At 39.0% G+C, this 20,273-nt stretch carries 13 protein-coding genes; 3 read left to right on the top strand and 10 right to left on the bottom strand.

Translation table 11 applies throughout. The annotated features are described in order from the left end of the window. Positions 1 to 147: 147 nt before the first annotated feature. Positions 148 to 9,972: a dockerin type I domain-containing protein gene (locus BLP46_RS07940; protein ID WP_092977958.1), complete on the bottom strand. Its 9,825-nt coding sequence runs from the start codon at positions 9,970 to 9,972 to the stop codon at positions 148 to 150. Positions 9,973 to 10,457: 485 nt separating this feature from the next. Between BLP46_RS07940 and BLP46_RS07935 the strand changes: the two genes are divergently transcribed. Then, complete coding sequence (locus tag BLP46_RS07935; protein WP_092977956.1) at positions 10,458 to 11,093, top strand: phosphoribosyltransferase; 636 nt, start codon at positions 10,458 to 10,460, stop codon at positions 11,091 to 11,093. A 162-nt stretch (positions 11,094 to 11,255) separates the two neighbouring features. Here BLP46_RS07935 and rpe read toward each other — a convergent pair whose 3' ends face one another. From rpe to BLP46_RS07905, 6 genes are all read right to left on the bottom strand, one after another. Beyond that, the gene (gene rpe / locus BLP46_RS07930) at positions 11,256 to 11,912 is read right to left on the bottom strand and encodes a ribulose-phosphate 3-epimerase (protein ID WP_092977954.1); all 657 of its coding nucleotides are present in this window, start codon (positions 11,910 to 11,912) and stop codon (positions 11,256 to 11,258) included. Positions 11,913 to 11,933: 21 nt separating this feature from the next. Then, positions 11,934 to 14,642, bottom strand: coding sequence for a hypothetical protein (locus BLP46_RS07925; protein ID WP_092977952.1), 2,709 nt, complete (start codon positions 14,640 to 14,642; stop codon positions 11,934 to 11,936). Between the two features lie 17 nt (positions 14,643 to 14,659). Further along, positions 14,660 to 15,409: a 23S rRNA (guanosine(2251)-2'-O)-methyltransferase RlmB gene (rlmB, locus tag BLP46_RS07920; protein WP_092977950.1), complete on the bottom strand. Its 750-nt coding sequence runs from the start codon at positions 15,407 to 15,409 to the stop codon at positions 14,660 to 14,662. A gap of 147 nt (positions 15,410 to 15,556) precedes the next feature. After that, on the bottom strand, positions 15,557 to 16,138 hold the full coding sequence (locus BLP46_RS07915; RefSeq protein ID WP_092977948.1) for a DUF6512 family protein: 582 nt from the start codon (positions 16,136 to 16,138) through the stop codon (positions 15,557 to 15,559). A gap of 367 nt (positions 16,139 to 16,505) precedes the next feature. Then, complete coding sequence (locus tag BLP46_RS07910) at positions 16,506 to 17,018, bottom strand: spore maturation protein (RefSeq protein ID WP_092977946.1); 513 nt, start codon at positions 17,016 to 17,018, stop codon at positions 16,506 to 16,508. A gap of 4 nt (positions 17,019 to 17,022) precedes the next feature. Further along, positions 17,023 to 17,601, bottom strand: coding sequence for a nucleoside recognition domain-containing protein (locus BLP46_RS07905; protein ID WP_092977944.1), 579 nt, complete (start codon positions 17,599 to 17,601; stop codon positions 17,023 to 17,025). A gap of 144 nt (positions 17,602 to 17,745) precedes the next feature. On the opposite strand from BLP46_RS07905, the gene BLP46_RS07900 reads away from it, so the two are divergent. Continuing rightward, positions 17,746 to 17,988: an AbrB/MazE/SpoVT family DNA-binding domain-containing protein gene (locus tag BLP46_RS07900; protein WP_092977942.1), complete on the top strand. Its 243-nt coding sequence runs from the start codon at positions 17,746 to 17,748 to the stop codon at positions 17,986 to 17,988. 61 nt (positions 17,989 to 18,049) lie between these two features. After that, entirely contained in the window at positions 18,050 to 18,649 is a 600-nt protein-coding gene (locus BLP46_RS07895; RefSeq protein ID WP_092977940.1) for a 4'-phosphopantetheinyl transferase family protein, read from the top strand. Positions 18,650 to 18,786: 137 nt separating this feature from the next. Here BLP46_RS07895 and BLP46_RS07890 read toward each other — a convergent pair whose 3' ends face one another. From BLP46_RS07890 to BLP46_RS07880, 3 genes are all read right to left on the bottom strand, one after another. After that, entirely contained in the window at positions 18,787 to 19,062 is a 276-nt protein-coding gene (locus tag BLP46_RS07890) for a hypothetical protein (protein WP_143000474.1), read from the bottom strand. Beyond that, the gene (locus BLP46_RS07885; protein ID WP_167669218.1) at positions 19,026 to 19,715 is read right to left on the bottom strand and encodes a hypothetical protein; all 690 of its coding nucleotides are present in this window, start codon (positions 19,713 to 19,715) and stop codon (positions 19,026 to 19,028) included. Before BLP46_RS07885 ends, BLP46_RS07890 begins: the two co-directional genes overlap by 37 nt. A 219-nt stretch (positions 19,716 to 19,934) precedes the next feature. Then, positions 19,935 to 20,165: a hypothetical protein gene (locus tag BLP46_RS07880; protein WP_092977935.1), complete on the bottom strand. Its 231-nt coding sequence runs from the start codon at positions 20,163 to 20,165 to the stop codon at positions 19,935 to 19,937. Positions 20,166 to 20,273 lie beyond the last annotated feature (108 nt).

The following is a 20,273-nucleotide window of genomic DNA, read 5'->3' as shown; positions in this document are numbered from 1 at the left end:
ACAAACTTATTATACCACAACAGGCACATAACCGTCCATGCTTTCGGTTATGTGCCTGTCTGTTTTTTGGGGGTGTTGTTTCACAGCCCCTTTGTTTTTTACAGGTTATTTAATATAACTGTTTAATCACATCCGGACATATCTAAATTAATAATATGTTCCGCAATAATTATTTTCTGCCTCAATTGACAGCAGATATTTCTGAATCAAGGATACATCCTCAATATTCACCTTGCCGTCTCGATTCACATCAGCCGCAGTAAGGGCTTGGTCATCAAGATTTATTGTGTCATTAATATATCCCTGCAAGAGAGTAACATCTATAATATTTACACAGCCATTCATATCAATATCGCCTATCAGCTTACCCGACGGCTTGGTATCAGGCTGAGTTTCGGAAGTTTCCTGAACAGTCTCAGAAACAGGCTGTGAGGTACTCGGCTGGGGCGGATTAATTAACGGAAGATTTTTAACGTCTTCATATAATTTTCCGCAAAAACCGCTCTTAGAGGTCACAGATGACAAACAACATTGAATCATTGTTACATCAAGAATAGTAACCAATCCGTCGTGATTTATATCTGCAAGCTCAATCTGAGTATCGTCCAATTCAACGTCCTTAGAAAGATATTTCTGAATAAGTGTGACATCCGATACATTGATTATTCCGTCACGGTTTACGTCACCGATTACAAGATCCGAATTGCCAAACTTGTTGTTACCGAAATACGCAAACATATCTGTATTATTAAAGTCACGATAATCCTGAGATTTTGAATTAACACGTACAGAAACATAGCCGTCGCTGTCTATGTAATCAGCCTTTAAAGGAATAAGAAGTGTTGCAGGTTTGCCCTTGATAACAGATGAAATTTCCGTTGTGTACAGAACTTCATCGGTATCCTTGTTATACACCTCAAGTGTTGCAGGTGTTGCATAACAACAATTATTTTTAACGGTTGCTCTGATAAAGTCCTGCGTTCCCATACGATACTGCTCTGCCAATACTGTTACATCGGCTTTTGCAAGGCTCAGTTTGTATGAAGACAGATTTGCGTTTTCTGAGTCTGATACGGTAGCAGTAATATCTCTGTTATAAATTACACTTGGAACAACAAACGGAATTTTAAATTCTCTGCTCTCACCCGATGCAAGAGATACTCCGTCAGAAGTATATGTTCCGATAACCTCGTTGTTATAATCAAGGACATTAAATGTCAAATCACCTGTCGGGTTTGAACCGTTATTGGTCACATCAACACAAATCTCTGATATTTCGTCATTAACAAGATTATCATAATTAACGTCAGCCGATGTTATTTCAGGCTTTGAAGCACTCTCTGAAACAACAGTAACAAGTGAAGACTCTGTCTCCATTGTGTCCATATCGGTAACCTCGGTATCATAATATGTAAGCGTTAAATTGCCGTCGATGTATTCGGCTGCCAAATTTTCGATATTGTTATTAGATGACGCAACCTTTACAGGATTTTGCCAATTGCCGTTTTCTGAATTAAGATACATTGCATATACGGTATTATCATTTTCAACGTAAACCAATGCATAATTGCCGTTGTTATCCGTTGCAATTTCAAAATTCTTAGCCAGTGAAGATCTTACCGTTGCCGCCTCGCTAACCTGCTTGCTTTCCGAATCATACTGCATAAGTTTTCCGTTTTTGTACCACATTACTGTATCTTTTCCAAGAATTTCAGCAGTCTCAACATCAGATTCTACACCACTTTCAATTGTCTTAGCGGAACCATCGCTCAAATCATATGAAACGATGCTTCTGTCGCTTGTTGTTGTAAAATCTCCGTCGGAATCCATGGTATAGATAATTGTTCCGCCGTTTGAAGAATCAAGCATATTGCAGTTTATCGGAGAGGTTATATTGCTTACCGCTGTTTGAGCTTCTGTCCAATTACCGTCAACATACCTGCTTATCATAATTGAATTTGAATCGCCTTTGAGGAACGGTTCGTTTTCAGCGTTGTTTATCCATATTGCTGTCGGAACTCCGCCGATATTCTTAATTACAGGAGCTGAATCATAGCTTTCGTTGTCCGAAAGGCGCTGTGTATTGCCAAACGAATTGCTGTTTGCATCAAATATTGAAGCATACACATCAATATTCTTGAATGCGTCGGACATTGACATATCATTGCTTAAAGACTTGTTGCTTTGTGTATAAACTACATATATGTTATCATTGCAAACTTCAAGAGAGAATGCCATATCCGAATTTTGATTGTCATCAAGCTTTGAAGGAACAGACCATGAATCCGATGAAGCATTGTAGACGCTGTAATACAATGCAAGCGAATTTGCGGCTGAATCCGCACTCCTGTCAGCTCCCTGATATACCATCACAATCTTGTCGCCGCACACCGCAAACTGAGGTGCGCTTCCCGAATATGCATTTTCAAGCAGAGCAGTCGGCTGTTTGCTTGCCTTTATTGCCTTGTTCCACACCGAATTATACGAAAGCAGGTTACCGTTTGCCGAATATGAATCCGCATCATATGCAACCGCCATCATACTCTTAAGACTTTGATTTTTAGAGGACTTGTGTTTGTATAATTCCTTTGAACCCGAGAATATCGGGAACTTTTCTTCATAGAAGAAGAATTTAACATAAAAACCAAACTCACCGGACACAGTGAAATTATCAACATACATTGACTTGTCAATAACTATTTCGGTTGAAGCTCCGACACTGCCGTATGCGCCGAATGAACAACATGAAATTCCTATGCCAAGATCAAGCTCAAGCTCAATTGAAAGCTTAAGGTTAAAATTATCAAATCCAAGCATATATGTTGTATCGTTATATACAAAGGTGGTCTCCGCCTTGGCATCAACAGTAACCCCTACTGTCATTGTAAGCGGAATATATCCGACCCAGAAGTTAGTTCCATATTCACAGCTTGCTCCCACTCCGAGGTACAGTTTGCTTTTTACAATATTACCAAGGGAGCCGTCGTCATTTACATTAAACACCAACGCTCCGCCAATTGAAAAACCTAATTCAAGCTCCGCAGTTCCGGAGAGAATTTCATCTTTAAAGCCGCCTGCTTTGATTGTCTCTTCCAAAGCTTCTTCATATTCTTTGATTATATCCTCATAGGTGGTATCCAAAGAATAATCATTGCTGTCTTTTCCCAATCCAACATTTATGCCGAATGTTACGGTTTGTGTTTCCGGATCAAATGCCTGAGTTACATTTGTATTCTCAGAAAAATTAATGTCAAAATCAAAATCACTCAGCCAGTCAAGTGATGAATCCTTGAGAGAAACATTTATGGAATCCGGAAGATCAAGTGTTGGGTTCAAGTCGAACTTAACGGCATTGATTTTTAATTTCTCGGTATGCTGTTCGCCTGAATTTTCGGTGACCCTTAAAACAACCTGCTCTTTCTCTGTAAAGTCTGCCGCAGAATATGTTGCGGTATAGGTGTGTTCAAGTTCGCTGTGACCGGAACTTAAAGATTTCAATACCTTTCCGTTTTGAACAACATCAACGGACTTTACGTTGCCGTAAATTTTGGATGTAACGGTTACGGATACGGGATTATCATCGGAATCGGTTTTGTTAGTCTGAATAGAAGTACTGTATTTTGTGGCGTCTTTGCCGTTTACCAATACGCTGTCAACGGCATACTCACCCTCTCTGTACAGAGTAACACCGTTTGACTTGCCGAATTTTACGCTTTTGAAATCTCTGTCAAAATAGCTGTAATATCCGTCCGCAGTGACTTTTAAGTACTCACAGTTTACTTTGTCTCTGTCCTCTTCCTCAATTATAACTCTTCCCTTTTCATCGGTTTGATACGTGGTTCCGGCACTAAATTCAACGGTTGCGTTTGTAACCGAATTGCCCTGACGGTCGGTTACTTCAAGCACAAATGCGCCTGATTCCTCCGGGAACTTTTCATAGAAAGCCTCAAGGAAATACTGGGGTTCGTGAATTGTAACATTAACCTGCGCTCCGAATGAATTAAGGTCATTTACCATATTTCCGATATATCGGTACATATCGCCGGTTTCGGTAAAGTAGTGATAGATGAATTTTTCGCCCGGATTTAAAGTAGTAACCTGATCTTCCATTTCGCTGCGGGTTCCGTCAGCCTGAACATATTCATCATAATATGATTCAATCAGAGGAGTCCACTTAAATGCGTCAAGAGCAAAATCGCCCTCATTTTTAATTACCGTATTATAGAAAACTCTGCCGCCGTAACTTGTCTGTGCAGCCTCAACCTCAACGTTTACGGCTGAAGCGTCATGCACTTCAATTTTGTCTTCAGCAATGAATTTTGCCGAAACAGGTTCGTTGAAATATGAGATAATTCCAAGGTAATCGGCTGAAATTTCATAACTTCCCGGTTTGTCGCCACGCAAAACCCAGTTAATTGTCTTTTGTGTTTGACCCTTTATTTCATCAACATAAACGTTTGCTTTTGACTCAGACGAATTTGTTTCAACAACAGAAAGTCCGTCGGGAACATTTAACTTAATTGTATTATTAAGCAGGCTGAAATCCTCAGAAGCATGGTTAATGATGTGAAGTGAAACGCTGAAAAATTCCTTGAGATACGAAAACTCAACCGGAACATCAATATAAACAATTGTCGGGGTTTCAATAGATTCGTAACTTCCGCCACCGCCGGAAGAACCCGAATAACCCGAACCGCCGAATACATACGGAGTGAGCTTTCGTGTCGTGCCGTTTGAAGACTTTACATAGACAGGCTCGGCAACTGCGTTAACGCCATTCCAGTAAATCTCTGTTTTTATCGGCATTTTTTCATATACTAAAGTAACGTCAATACGAACAACATTTCTGTTCTCGGCAGCGTTAATATCTATGCCGGCAGCAACAATTTCATCAAAAGTCATTTTGTGAATTTCAAATTCACCTGTTACAATCGGCTCATTTACAAGTATCAGTGTAAGCTGCATATCTCCGCCGGTAACAGCAACGTTTTGCTTAACAGGAAGATAATTACTGTTTTTGTATGAAGCGATCACGTGAGTACCGACAGGAAGTTCAAAACTTGCCCTGCCGTATGAGTCGGCATAAGCGTGCTGTTGTCCCTCTTCTCCAAGGTCGGCATAAACATCTGTTCCCGGAAGAACATTTCCCTTATCGTCTTTTACGGTAACATACACATTGCCAACAAGCTCTCTGCCTGTTACTGTAATCACCTTTGTCATTTCTCCGATATTGCCGTCATCATCGGTTACTCTGAGTTTAAGCGTATATTTTCCTTTGTCTGCGTAAATGTGCTTTACCTTGCCTGTGGTGCTTGTTACCGCATCGGTTCCGTCTCCGAAGTCAAAGCTGTAACTTTCGATTTTTCCGTCGTCGGTTGACACAGAACCGTCAAACATATACTCGCTTCCGCATACAACGGTTGACTGACAATCCAACATTGCAACGGGCTTTATTGTACCTGACACGCTCACGACATCGGTGTCGGCAAAGGCGGTATTGCCTGCCTCGTCATGAGATTCTATTCTGTACTGAACATTTTTATCGGCAACGGTTATTTCATCATCTGTGTATGAGTAAGACTTTTTGCCGCTCACAGCCATTACCGAATCATAAAGAACAAATGAAGAATCAGCAGACCTCTTTCTGTAAACATAAAAATATGTAACGTCATCGGCGTCTGTGGACCACTTTGTTGTGAATATATTGTCATCGGTCTTTGACAAAGAAATATCGTTTACCTGAGGAGCGTCCTTATCTATTACATATGTAACAGTTGACTTCTCCGCTTCATTTCCGGCTGAGTCACTTGCGGTAACTTTTACGATAACCTCTGTTCCGCTGCTGATTTCATCAAGCGGAAGCGATACCGTAACAGAACAATTGTTTTTGGTGTTGTTTGTTACCTCTTTAAGCGTTTTATACGGAGAAATAAGCGCATTGGTTCTGTATTCAACCTTTAAATTCTTTACCATTGCATTATCGGCAGCCGCAACAGTAATTGAGTTGTTGTTATTGCCTATTTTGGTGCCCTCGGCAGGAGAAATCGGAAGAATAACAGGAGGCTCGGTATCGTCCTTAACCTTGCACACCACTGCCGCTGATTTTTCGCTTACGTTGCCCGCAAGGTCAACGCTATCTACCTTGTAATAATAGGTTGCGCCGTATTCAACATTTGTATCGTATGTATTTACGGTATTAAGATTATCCTTAACAAGGGTGTAATCCCCGTCTTCCTCATCGCTTCTGTATACTCTGTAATGACTGAAACTGCTGTCACCCGTAATAGCATCCCATGCAATGCATACAAACGAAGATTGATTGTCAGCCTCGGCTGAGTTTGCGGTTACTCCTGTCGGAACAGACGGTGCCGTTCTGTCAACCTCATATTCATAGCAGGTGGCTTCATCATCGGCTGTTTTATTGCCGTAGCTGTCTGTTGCAATTCCTCTTACATACAACGAGCCCTCGTCATATTTTGAAACATCAAGGGTGTAAGAGAATGTACATGAAGACGACTGGGAATCCGAATCAAGATGCGCAACAGTATCCCAATTTTTCTTATCGGCAGAAGTCTGCACATCAAGCGAAACAACCCTGTGGTCATCCGTTGCGGTAAATTGCATTGAAATTGAAGATTTAAAATATCCCGGAGCCGGAGTCATTCTTGTAACCTTTGGAGTAATGGTATCTTTTAATGTTGTAATTGTTATTTCATCTGACTCTGTACCCCTGTTTCCGTATATGTCATAACCGACTACACGGTATGTGTACGAAGTTTCGGGTGTCAATCCGCTGAGATTAAGTCCGAGGGTTGAGTTTACAACAGCTGCCGTACTCCAATTGCCGTCGGAGTCTTTATATTCAACCACAAAATGCGAAATGTCTTTGTCGCTTACATCATCCCACGAAAGTGTTGCGGTAGTACCGTCAATTGCTATACACTTAACATTTTTTATCTTTTCGGGACCTGTATTGTCGCTCAAATATCTGTAAGCCGTTGAATAAGAGCTGTTACCTGCCGCATCATACAACTTAACCTTCACAAAAACATAGCCGTCGGGAATAACGCTTGTGTTAATATTTTGCGATAATATTCCGCCGTTATCCGAATTAAGCATATGCCAGCTCTCAATCGGTGCTTCGGGGTCAACAGAATAATAAAATTCCGCCTTTGTAACGCCCACGTTATCCTGAGCCGATACATTAAAAGTTGTAACTCTGCTTATTACTGAATTTGAGGAGGGTGACATACTGATAAACTGAGGTGCGTCCACGTCGGGCTTCAGAGTTGCCGAAACAACTTCATATGTTTCGCTCTCCTGCTTGTATTTATCCACACCAACAACATAGTAGCTGTAAACTTTTCCGAATTGAACATCTGTATCGGTATATTTTGTATTGTCACGACCGTTTATTTGTGCAATTCGTGTAAAGTCGCCCTCATTTTCAGCCTTTCTGTACACTCTGTAAATTGTAGTGTCATACTCGGTGGAAATCTGCCATGAAACAGATATTGATGTTTCGGATGGTGTTATAACAACATTGCTTATGGCTGCCGGCGGATCTGCTTTTTCGTATGAATAACCGCAGTAATCACATACATAGTGCTTTGTGTTTGCAGCGTCTCCGTCAGAAGTAACAGTGTACTTGTGACCCGTAGCCTTATCCAGGTCAAGCTTTGCTGTTATGCTTTCAAATTCAAAGCCGTAATCTGTTGTTTTCTCATCGCTCACAAGCTTTACACTAAAGCTGTCGCCGTCAACAACACAGCTTTCTCCTGCCAAGCAGCCGCTGAACACACCTGCTTGCTTTCCGGTTTTGTCATAAATATAAATATAATCATGATTAAGCTCAGTACTGCTTTTATCGCTAAACTTAAGCACAAGCTGTTTTGCACCATCATATGAATATTCCCATGTCTTTTCGCTGTTGTTTTCATAATTATGTTCCGACTTAGGATAACTGTCCTCACTTAAAAGTCTTCCGTCATTAATTTCAAAAGACTTTTTGCAGTTAACACACTCATATTTATAATATGCATTTGACGTACAGGTTTCCTTAACATACGTTTCTTCATATTGGTGTTCAACAGTATCAATATATTCCGTTCTTGTCGTACCGCAAGTCGCACAAGTGTAGACGATTGTACCCATTTTTGAACAGGTCGGGTCAGATGTCTTTACCCCGTCATCCCACATGTGACCCTTTGCCGGCTCAATTATTGTATTTTTGGTGCCGCAACCGTTATCACATTCAGCTGTTTGAGTACCGCTGGTTACACAGGTTGCATTTCCGTCGCTTACATATTTTGTAAAAGAATGTCCTATTGCGGCATTGCTCCGTGTATCGGTTGCTCCGCAGCCGTTGTCACACTTTGCGGTTGCCGTTCCCTCAACTGTACAATTACTTCCTTTTTCTGATTCATATTTTGTAAAACTGTGTCCGGTTGCCTGATACGGACCACTCACATAAATACTTTCAAATGAAAAGCCGTAATATGTTACTGAGTGATCGGTTGTCATTCGTATTTTGAAGGAAGAATCATCAATCCGAACAGTTTGTCCGGCAATGTTGCCCGTATAAGTTCCAATCAGATTATTCTTTGAATCGTAGATATACAATTTATCGCATACCGACTCGAGATAGCTTTTATTTGAAAACTTTAAAACATAATGGGATGTTCCCGGGTGACTTACCACCCATGTCTTATCCATATAATTTGAATACTCATGTGCAGATTCCGGATATTCGGAAGAATCCATAAGAACATCTTCGCCGTTGTCGGTATAGATATCTCCGCATACGGAACATTTATATGTTCCCATTCCGTTTTCGGTACAGGTAGGCGCAACGGAAGAAATCAGTTCATAACTGTGTCCTGTTGGATAATACTCATATCTTGCAGTTATGCTTGCAAACGAAAATCCATAACCAACAGCAGAACCATCTGATGTAAGACGAGCTGTAAAGGAATCCCCCGGAACAGTCAGCTTTTGATTTCCGAATGTGCCATTATACCTTGCAACCTGATTTCCCTCAGAATCATATATGTATAGGTAATCATAATTATTTTCAAGCCAACAATCCTCGTAGAACACCAAATCAAGATGGTCTGCTCCCTTTTGGGTGAAATGCCATGTCTGATCCATATTATTTGAATAATTGTGCTCAGATTGAGGATACCGAGATGAATCAATTAAAGTGTCATAACCGGTATCTTTATATGTTTCACCGCAAGTCTCGCAGGTATAGGTCTTTACTCCCTTTTCAGTACACGTTGGTTCTTGATATGAAGTTTCAACATAGTTATGTCCCTTGGCGTTATATTCTATTCTCGCCTTTATCGACGAAAATGAAAATCCGTAGTATACAACTGAGCCGTCTGTTGTAAACCTTACTGAGCAAGTATCACCGGGAACCTTTACGGTCTTGTTGCTTATATTACCGGTCAAATCTGCCACAAGCACACCTTTGCGGTTGTAAAAATACAAGTGATCAAAACCATTTTCTAAAAGAGATTCTTCCGAAAGAGTAAAAAGTATATACTCTGCGCCCTTTTCAGAAAAATCCCACGTTTTACTGAAATTATTAGAATAATTATGGTCCGACTCAAAATACCTTGAACGGTCCAACAATACTTCTTTGCCTGTATCGGTATAAGAATCGCCGCAAATGGTACAGGTAAAAGTATCTACTCCCTTTTCGGTACAGGTCGGTTCTGATGAAGAAGTCAGAACATACTTGTGGGTATGATTGTCCTGAGCTTCTGTTTCGGATGTCTCCCCGGTTGAATCTTCCGATTGAACCGAAGAGTTTACAGCTTCTGCATATGTTGCAAGTGCAGACGAAATGTTTTCTGCGGCATTCACATATGCTGTGTGAAAAACTTCACTCGGCAAAATTGTGAATATGCTGAAAACTATCATAAGCACAAGCACAAAAGAAACTGCTCTTTTTAATGCTCTCCTCATTTTTTTGCTCCTTCTTTTGATTTTAAACGATTAATTAACAAAATCATACCATTTAGCAAACCTCTATTGCACAATAAGCATAATATTTTGCAATAAAGCTCTTTGCAAATTCAGCAATTTGCTAAATAATATAACATGCTATTATATCATTTATACTTTAAATAATATCAGTTTTAAAAAATTATGTCAATATTTTACAAGATTTTTGTAATTAAACATATAACTCAACACATAGTTATCAAATATACTATTAAAATGCCACAAAATAGTATAGTTAAAAACTTTTTTATAATATATACTATAAATATTTATGAATAAATTTTCAGTGTATAATACAATTTGAATTTTTGTACAAATTTTGAACAAAATTAGGAGAATAACAATAATATTTTTTACAGAACTGTTGATTTTTTGAACGATATAGTGTAAAATATATGTTACTGATAAATATTTTTATATTAAATTACAATTTTTGGAGGCTTATTATGGCTAAGATGTATAAAATAAGAACCAAAAACAAAAACGTTTTTCTTCGTGTGGCAAAAGGACATTTTGCAACTATGCACAGCCACACCAACTACTACATTGATGTAACAACACAAAAAACCCGTCTTTCCGAAGCCAAGGCGGTTGCAAAGGAACTTGTATCTACATACAGAGCAAACACAATTGTTGATACCATTCTTTGCCTTGACGGAACAGAGGTAATCGGTGCGTGCATAGCCGAGGAACTTACCGAAGAAAACTATGTTAATATGAACGCACACCAAACAATTTATGTTGTATCACCTGAATTTATCGGCGGAGGTCAGTTGATTTTCCGTGACAATCTTGTTCCAATGATTTCAGGAAAACATGTTCTGATACTTACTGCGTCTGTAACAACAGGAAAAAGCGCACAAGCCGCTATTGAGGCAATAAAGTATTACAACGGCATAATTGTAGGAGTTTCTGCAATTTTCTCAACGGAAAAAAGCTGCGACGGCTACCCCGTAACGTCAATTTTTGACCCGAATGACTTGGAGGATTACGAAAGTTTCAGCCCTCATCATTGTTCACTTTGTGAAGAAGGAAACAAAATTGAGGCCATTGTAAACAGTTACGGATATTCAGCACTGTAACGTGCTAACACGCTTTTGAACCTCTGTAACTGTAAGTAAACCAAAACCAATAAAACATATAACTTAAAAGGGCGGTTTCTCCGCCCTTGTTTTTATAATATCAAAGCAAAAGCCGCAGAATCGGTTATAAAACTGACTCTGCGGCTTTCATTGTTATTTATTTTATTTTTCTGCAATGTTTTTTAAAGACGTGATTGCTTTCTCTGCATCATCAGCCTTAAACACCGCTGTTCCGGCAACGCAAATATCAACGCCGGCTTCGGCTGCCTGAGCAATTGTTGATTCACTGATTCCTCCGTCAACCTCAACAGGCAAAGTGTCAATACCGAGCTTTTGGCACTCGGCTTTTATTTCTTTTACCTTTGGCAGCATATCTGCCATAAAACTTTGACCGCCAAATCCCGGTTCAACCGTCATTACAAGCACCATATCAATTTTTTTAAGATACGGAAAAACAGCACTTGCAGGGGTTTTCGGTTTGATTACAAGACCAACCTTAACATTACGGCTTTTAATTTTATCAATGGTTTTATCAATATCCGAGTCACATTCTACGTGAAATGTAATTAGATCGGCACCTGCATCTGCAAAATCATCGGCATATTTAAGAGGGTCACTAATCATAAGATGAACGTCAAACGGCTTTTTGGTAAACTTTCTGACAGCCTTTATAACAGGAGCTCCAAATGTTATATTCGGCACAAAATGACCGTCCATAACATCAAGATGCATATAATCTGCACCGGCTTTATCCATTCGTTCGATTTCACTGCCCATTTGCGAAAAATCACAGGACAGCAGTGACGGAGCAATTTCCATTTTAAACTTCCTTTCCTATTCCTATGGCTTTTGAATTGCAGGAGCAGCAACTGCGGCAACGCTCCAGAATATTGCAAAAATCAAAACTTCAAGAGAACCCATTACGCTGACACCCGCATAAAGCGACAAAGTTGAAGCAATCAAAATCCCAAGTATGATTGCAACAAGCTGAATTACAATTGCAAGAGAAATATTGTGCTTAATACGTACGCTTCCTGATACGGCACGTGCCAAAGACGATATATTTCCGTGTGTTATTAAATAAGAACGGGAACTCTCTTCTTTTGTACCCTGCGCCTCTTTTAACACATTGCCAAGACCTGTCGGCAGTACCTTTATACTGCGATAAAACAGATTATATAGAGAAGCCACAAGGTCATCCGTAATATTATAATCGGTAGTTCTTATCAAAAAGCTTATGCCGTTTGCTTCGGCACGCTGCATTTCTGTTTTAAGTTGAGAATCGGCATGATAGCGTGTTACTATCATCGCAACAAGTCTGCCGGCACGTGATATATATGTAACCTGTCTGCCCTTTGCGGTGTATTGCTCGTCATAATCGGATGACGGAACATGTACGCTGTATTTCTCCATCAAGGTACGTGAACCGACAAGTATTCTTTCGCTGTTAATCCAACCCACAAGTCCCATACTGTCCTCATAAAGAACGCTTTCAACCTCGGGGAGTTTTTCATTCGCCTCGGTAATAACCGAATCAAATGCATTTGCAATAGGATTTTCAGCCTCTTTAAGTATTGCGATTCCGCACAGCAAAGACTCATCAAGATTATATTCCTCGTATGTTTTTACTCCCTCAAGCTCAATAGAATCCGCAGGGAATAACTCATTTGCGTCAATCATAATAGCCGTGCTGTCGCAAAACTGCTTAATTGAAGGATAGCCGGCAAGCATTGAATCAAATGTCAGCAAGGTTTTACAAAGTCTTCTTATCGGCAGGTTAACCGCAACAAGAGTGGAAATCGGAATTGCAAGCGCTGTAACAAGCGAAAAAGTATTAATTGCATCGACAAACGATACCTTCGCAAAACCATACAAAAGTGTCACTATAATCGCAACAATCGTGGTTATAGGTGCAAGTTTTGATGCAAGGTCCTCGCTGGGGTCAGGCGCATAGGAAATTTTGAGAAAATTTGACGGAAAATCCGTTTTGTGCTGGTAAGCAATCAGCGTCTTTTCAGACGGTGTACCGCTCAGCATCTTATTGGCAACAGCCTCATTATTATAAATTTTTGCGGCATATTTCTGCCCTTTGGCTGAGACAAATCTGAAATTATCCTTAACTCTGAGCACCATAAAGAGCTTGCCTACATTGTTGCAGAAAAACGCAAGCAAAACAATTGTGCAATAATAATTTGTATTAAACGAAGACAAATCACCCAAACAGAAAAACGAAACTATCGTCTGTATAAGTGCCGCCACCCCTCCGACGGCTACGGCTGTGTCCGAATTTCCTTTAAACTTCACAAGCGGAGTTAATCCGCCCAACATTGCCACACGATTTACAAACATTGAAAATCCAATAAGCAAAAGGTTAAACACAGCATATGCAGCAGGAGCAAAAGCCACTGCCGAGCAAATTGCTTCGGGGAAAAACCTTGTCACTACGGTTAAGATTATTGACACGGCTGCCATAGCACCAGATAATACGCTGCGAATAAACAGTTTTTTTATGTTTAAATTCAGCTCAAATCTTATACTCTTTTCATCGTCATCACCCGTGTAGTCGTCAACGGGCTTTTCCTTTTTTTCATTTGGAGTATCACTGTCATCGGATTCATCTTTTGAAAAGAACCCTACAACGGCAGAAAGAATTTTTTCCTGAGTAGAACGTGTATCCTTGTTCTTTTCTTCTTCATCCTCCGGCTGAGGCGTAGGTTCCGGCTTGATTACATGGGCTATAAAAGACGGATTTTTTGAGCGTATATATTCCTGATATTCATGCTCAAGTACCTCTGAAAACCGTCCGGCCTTAACGTTAAGAGTTCCGTTTGGCTCGTCCTGCTTGTAAACGGGAACTTTTGCAACCACCTTTTTCGGAGGCTGACCGTCAGCGTTATTCTTAATACCGAAAAGCTGTTCGTATTTTCCCTTTTCTTCCGACATTTGAGGTTTTTGAATCTTTTCAAACTCCTCATCGTCCATATCTATGTCAATTGAATCAATATCTTCAATTGCAGGCGTTTCTTTAAATTGCTCAACTTCACCGATTACCTCGTTTGCAAACTGCGTACCGTCATCATACTCCGGAGTAAGCGTAACAATTTTATTTTCGTCCTGCACCTCGCTTGGTTTAACCTTGGGGTCAGCGTCCACGGTTTTTTCACTTTGTTCGGAATTAGCTTCCTTTTCTTCCTTTGCTTTCTTTTCAGCCTCGGCAATTGCCTCCTGGGGAGTCTGAACAACCTCCTCACTTCCGTTCATAATCAGTTCGGCTTTCATAGTTGTCGCAGTTTTTTCTCCGACAATTGTATTGGTTGTATCAGCCTTAATTTCTTCCTTATCGTCACTGTCAATATCAAGAGGATTACTGTTTTTCAATCTTGGCTTTTGGTCGGCATTGCTGTAAATGTCTTTCATTTTCGGCTTAGCACGATATTTTTGAGCATTCTTTTTCATCTGCTCCTGATCGGCAAGACTGCGTGACTCGTCAAGGATACTCTGAATTTCAAGTTCCTTTAGCAAATCATCCTTTTTATTATCATCAGACAAGGCTCGCACTTCCTTTCTTATCTGTATTTCAGCGCATTGTATATGAGTATACCTGCGGCAACCGAAGCATTAAGGGAATTAATTTTGCCTTTCATCGGCAAAGAAACAATAACGTCACACTTTTCTCTGACAAGTCGTGATATTCCCTTTCCCTCGTTGCCTATTACAATCGCACAGGCTCCCGAAAAATCACATTCTGTGTAATCGGTTCCGTTCATATCTGCGCCAAAAACCCATACTCCCTTTTCCTTGAGTTCATCAATAAGCTTGGCAATATTCGTAACCCTTGCCACACGCATATATTCAACAGCACCCGCCGATGCCTTGCCCACAGTATAGCTCAAACTTGCGCTCCTGCGCTTTGGCACGATTACACCGTGCGCACCGGCACATTCGGCAGTACGTATTATCGCACCAAGGTTATGGGGGTCTTCAACCTCATTGAGTACAATAATAAACGGAGCCTCGCCGCGGCTTTGGGCATATTCAAAAATTTCTTCAACAGTTGAATATTCCTTAACTGCCGCAAAAGCAATTATGCCCTGATGAGCCGCTCCGCCGCTGATGTAGTCAAGTTTTGTGCGGTCAACTTCTTTAATCGGTATTTTTTTATCCCTTGCCTTAGCAAGAATTCCGACAACAGCGCCGCTTTTTTCGCCGCGCGCCACCAAAATTTTGTCAATCGGGCGGCTGCTTCGTATCGCTTCGCTAACGGGATTTCTGCCTGCAATTATGTCAGGCTTAACATCATTTTCATTTCCTACCATATATAAACCTCGTAATTTTTATAAATGCTGATTGCATTGTAATCGAAATAATACAATGCAATAAATCTTATAATTCAATTAGTTTAAATTTTACATATTCATTCTTATGTTACATTATAACATAAAAATATAAAATAATATATACTTTTACAAAAAATAAATTGTATCAAGCACTATCGCGCCCTCATCAATATTTTCGGGAATAATTCCGTACAAACCTGTGGCTCTGTCCATAAACAAAATGTTTTTTTGCGGGAATGGGGTAAAACTGCAATAAAAAGCACCGAAAAGCAACAAAAGAAAAAGTGCCGGTGCAAACAATCCCTCAAGTTCAATTAGGGAAAAATATAATTTTTCGGATAAAAAAGCAGATAAGCAAACACTTACAAAACAAAATGTAAGCTCGGCAACAAATTGGGGTGTTTTTGAAAACAATGAAAAAACAAGGCATTGTGCTATGTATAAAAAGCCGAGAACGTAAAGTGAAATTATTTTTGATACAACAAATTTTTTAAAACGTGGTTTGATACACATCAATTCAAGGATTGCCCATAGGATATATGTCAAAAGAATGACTTTAAGCCCCTCCCAAATGCTGTCGTTTACCGAACCAAACATAATCCCTATAATTTCATGACCGCAAAGCGAATATAGGTTGTGCAGGAACATAGAAACCACAAGCACAAAGAATATTCCTCCGACTTCTGTTTTTATCATTTTTTTTTGCATATATGTCCACCACACAACAAATTTTTATTTTATTCTAAAAGAATTAAGATTTTGTAATTATTTTTGCGTAAAAGAAAATATACAATCGGTATATTTCTTTTGTTTAAATAAAATGTTGAAAACTATGTTGAAAATGTTAATACCACTGTTGAGACAAGCCTTAACACATTGGAATTTTACGTAATCGTTACCAAAACCATATATTTTTGAGTTTTCCACACTAAAAACAATGTTGAAAACCGATTATAATTTAATAACTGATTGTATAACAGTCGTGTCAATGCAATCATTTCTCTTTTTTCAACATATTTTAATTATTTTTTATTGATAGAATTTTTTACTATTTTGTAACAATTTGTCTTTTAGATTAATAACCAAAAAATATCCTTACTATAATCACGCTTGCAACCAAAGCGGTCATATCTGCCGCAATTGCGGCAACAAGCGTATGACGTATTTTTTTGACCTTAATACATCCAAAATACATTGCAATTGCATAAAATGTAGTTTCGCTCGAACCGGCAAGCACAGAGACTACCCTACCGGCAAAGCTGTCAGGACCGTAATCCTGATAAATTGATGTGAGCAAGGCGGTTGAACCACTGCCTGAGACAGGACGGAGTAGTGCCATGGGCAAAATTTCTGCCGGAAAACCTATTTTCTCCGCAGCCGGAGCAACAAAGGCACTCAGCTGGTCTATTGCTCCGCTTGCTCTGAGTAAATCAACAGCGAAAACCAGCCCCATAATTGTAGGAGCAATTGAATACAGTATTTTGAAACCGTCTTTAGCCCCTTTTAAAAAAGAATCAAAAACCGGAACACGCTTTACCAGTCCAAAAACAACTATTGTGCACGCAAATATCGGCATCACAAATTCCACTAAATCATCTCTTTCTCAAATTCAGCGTACAGGCAATTATAAGAGCAACAAAAAGTGCACAGGCAGAACTTATCCAGACCGGTACAATTATCTCAAACGGTGCAGAACTTCCATATGCCTGTCTCAAACTTGCAAGTGTTGTCGGCAAAAGTTGCAAAGAAGCGGTATTGATTACAACAAAAATCACCATCTCGTTGCTTGCCTCATCGCTTTTGTTATTAAGAGTATGCAATTGCTCCATTGCTTTCAGTCCGAATGGAGTGGCAGTGTTTCCAAGTCCAAGCAAATTTGCGCTGACGTTCATGGTAATGCTTTGAAAAGCTTCTCCGTTTCTGTCAAGCTTTGGAAATAACCGACGAAGTATCGGAGAAAATATTTTTGCCATAAGAGAGGTAAAACCGCTGTCGATTGCAATGTTCATAATTCCCGACCAAAGACACATAATTCCCGCCATCGTCAAAATAAGTTCAATTGATGAGGCTCCGCTGTTAATTAAAGCGTTCGACAAATTCTCGGTATTTCCAAGTAAAACAGAGCAAATTATACTGATAACAACAATAAAACTCCAAATATAATTGAGCATAATAACACCTTTATCGACAAAATATTGCAATTAACTCAGTGAAATTTAAGACAAAATAAATAAAATGTAAAATCTGTGGTAATAATTGACAATATCGTCATTATGTGGTAAAATATAGCTAACAAAGCAAAGTGGGTGGCAATAATGATTTATACAAACTTTAGAGAAATTGACAAAGCCGGAAGAATCGTTATATCAAAAGATATAAGAAATCATTTGAACATCAAAGCAGGTGACGTGCTGCAAATCAACGCCGATGATGAACATATCACAATAAAAAAAGCTGAAAAAAAATGCATTTTCTGTAATTCACTTAACGACCTTCATATGTTTGACAACAAGCACATCTGTGCTGAATGTCTAAGCAAAATTAAGGAGCTTTTATAAGTTACGACCATAATTAAATATATCGTGCTTTTACGTTAAATATGAATGTTTGGTGCATAAAATGAAAATATATATTGCAGATATTAACGATGTTACCATAAACGACCTAAGTCGAATCTCTAATGAACGCGCCAAAAAAGCAAAGAAATACCGATACATCGACGATCAAAAACGTTGTATTGCCGGTGGTTTGCTGATTAAAAAATTTTTAGGCGGCGCAAACCTAACTGTAAACAAATACGGAAAGCCGTCTGCCGAAAACGGAATATGCTTTAACCTTTCTCACAGCGGCAGATACGTTTTGTTTGCAGTTTCCGACAGCGAAGTCGGATGTGATATTGAACAAATAAAAATAACAAAAGCCGAAAAGCTCGGAAAGGTTGTTTTTTGCAAAAGCGAAATGGACGAGATATGTTCTTCGGCGGACAAATCAGGAAAATTCTACGAATTTTGGACAAAAAAAGAAAGTTTTTTGAAATGCATCGGCGAGGGATTTCACAGGAATTCCAAAAGCGTTGACGTAACAAAAGATTTCTTCGATGATAACGGCAAAACGTATTATTTTAAGGTATTTAAGTTTTCAGATTATGATGTTTCGGTTTGTTCAACTAAATACGATTTTCCCGACTCAATTGAGTTTATTGATTTAAAACTGATTTAGTATCACAAACAACAAGCCCTTGGTTTAAAATAAACCAAGGGCTTGTTTACTATGTGTTTTTGTTAACAGAAATATTAGAAAATTAATAATTATGATCAGTCATCCACCCTAAAGGCAAATAAACATCTGCACTTAGGTTATGAATACATTTCAATAATCTTTTCAACGGGCGTTCCTTTATTCATTAAATTAAGCATCGTTCTTGCAGGATTAGTACGTTTATCAATTCGCTCATAAAGCGGAGCAAGCAAAATTTCTTCACCTTTTCCTCTTGATTTAAGTCCGTCAGATGCAGCGTCAACCACATCTCTTGCCAGTCTGTAAAGACCATCAATATCAATAAAGCTCGGCATTTCCGTTTTGATTAGCAGTTTTCTCAGCTCGGTGGTTGTATAGCCGTTTCCGAGCAACACTTTGTCGTTCTGTAAAATTTGTTCTGTTCCGACAAGATTATTTTTATTCCCAAATGAAATGCCGCAACAACCATACTGTCGCTTATCGGCTGACAGCATACACTTCTAAATTCAATTGTACCGAGATAAGTTATGTCTTCAAACTTGAATGTTCTCAAATACTCAATATCATAAACACTCGGCTGAACAAGTATTTTTCTGTATCTTCCGTTTTCATAGTATTCACCGACTATTCCCTCAAGCTTAAGATAATCCGAAAACAATATCGGCGAAAAATTTATATATTCTCCAACTCTCTCCACGCAATAAATGCTTGTGGTTGAAATATAATTAACGATTTCTTCAACGTTCTCAAACTTTTGGTTATACATTCCTATATTGTGAGGGTTTATTCCATGGGTACTGTTTTCCCAAAAAATATCTCGGCAACATATATATTCTTCGTGATCCCCCGTTAATACGGAATTAGAAAACAAAACTGCCTTAATCGGTTCAAGCTCCGAAAAAACATTAAGTATTCTCGGCAACTCATTATAATTTGCGTAAAGCTGAACTTGTGAGGCACTTGAAAACATACCAAACTTTGGATAAGAATGAAAATACATCGGCAAGTTTCCGTACATAGGATATGAACTCAAATGATGGTAAAGCATACGATACCTTCCGTTTGGTATCGGTTCATTTTTGTTATACACCCTGTACGGATTTATGCCCATTCCCATCAAAGTATAATTATACAGCCTAAAAATTTCCTGTAAATAGCGGTAATAGACGTCAAATCTTTTTTGAATTTCAAACAGATTTTCTTCCTTGCCGAAAGACAACTCAAGGTTATTATATGAACAATCGTATGACAGAATGTCAGAATTTTGTTAGCTTTTTGCAGAATAAATATTTCCGTCTTCATCAATACCGACAGGAAGAAAATCAAAATGCTCAATGAATTTTTCAGTTATATGATGAACTATTTCAAAATTCACAGGCTTTTTGTCAAGATTAAGGATCGGCATTTCAATTTCAACACCGATATAATTATTTTGGTTATTGATTGTTGGTTTAATAAATCTGTCAAATAAAAGTTGTTTGACCTCATATGTATTCATAAGTCACCTCTGAAGATTTTTAAATCGGAGCTTACACTCAATCGCAAACAGTGCAATAAAGAACGTTTTTCATCTCCGAACTTCGGCAAAATAGTATAACTTCCGCTG

The organism is Ruminococcus sp. YE282, from assembly GCA_900101355.1.
GTDB classification, from domain to species: Bacteria; Bacillota; Clostridia; order Oscillospirales; family Acutalibacteraceae; genus Ruminococcoides; species Ruminococcoides bromii_A.
The sequence above is the reverse complement of the archived record's forward strand: the minus strand, read 5'-3'. Positions and strand labels throughout refer to the sequence as shown.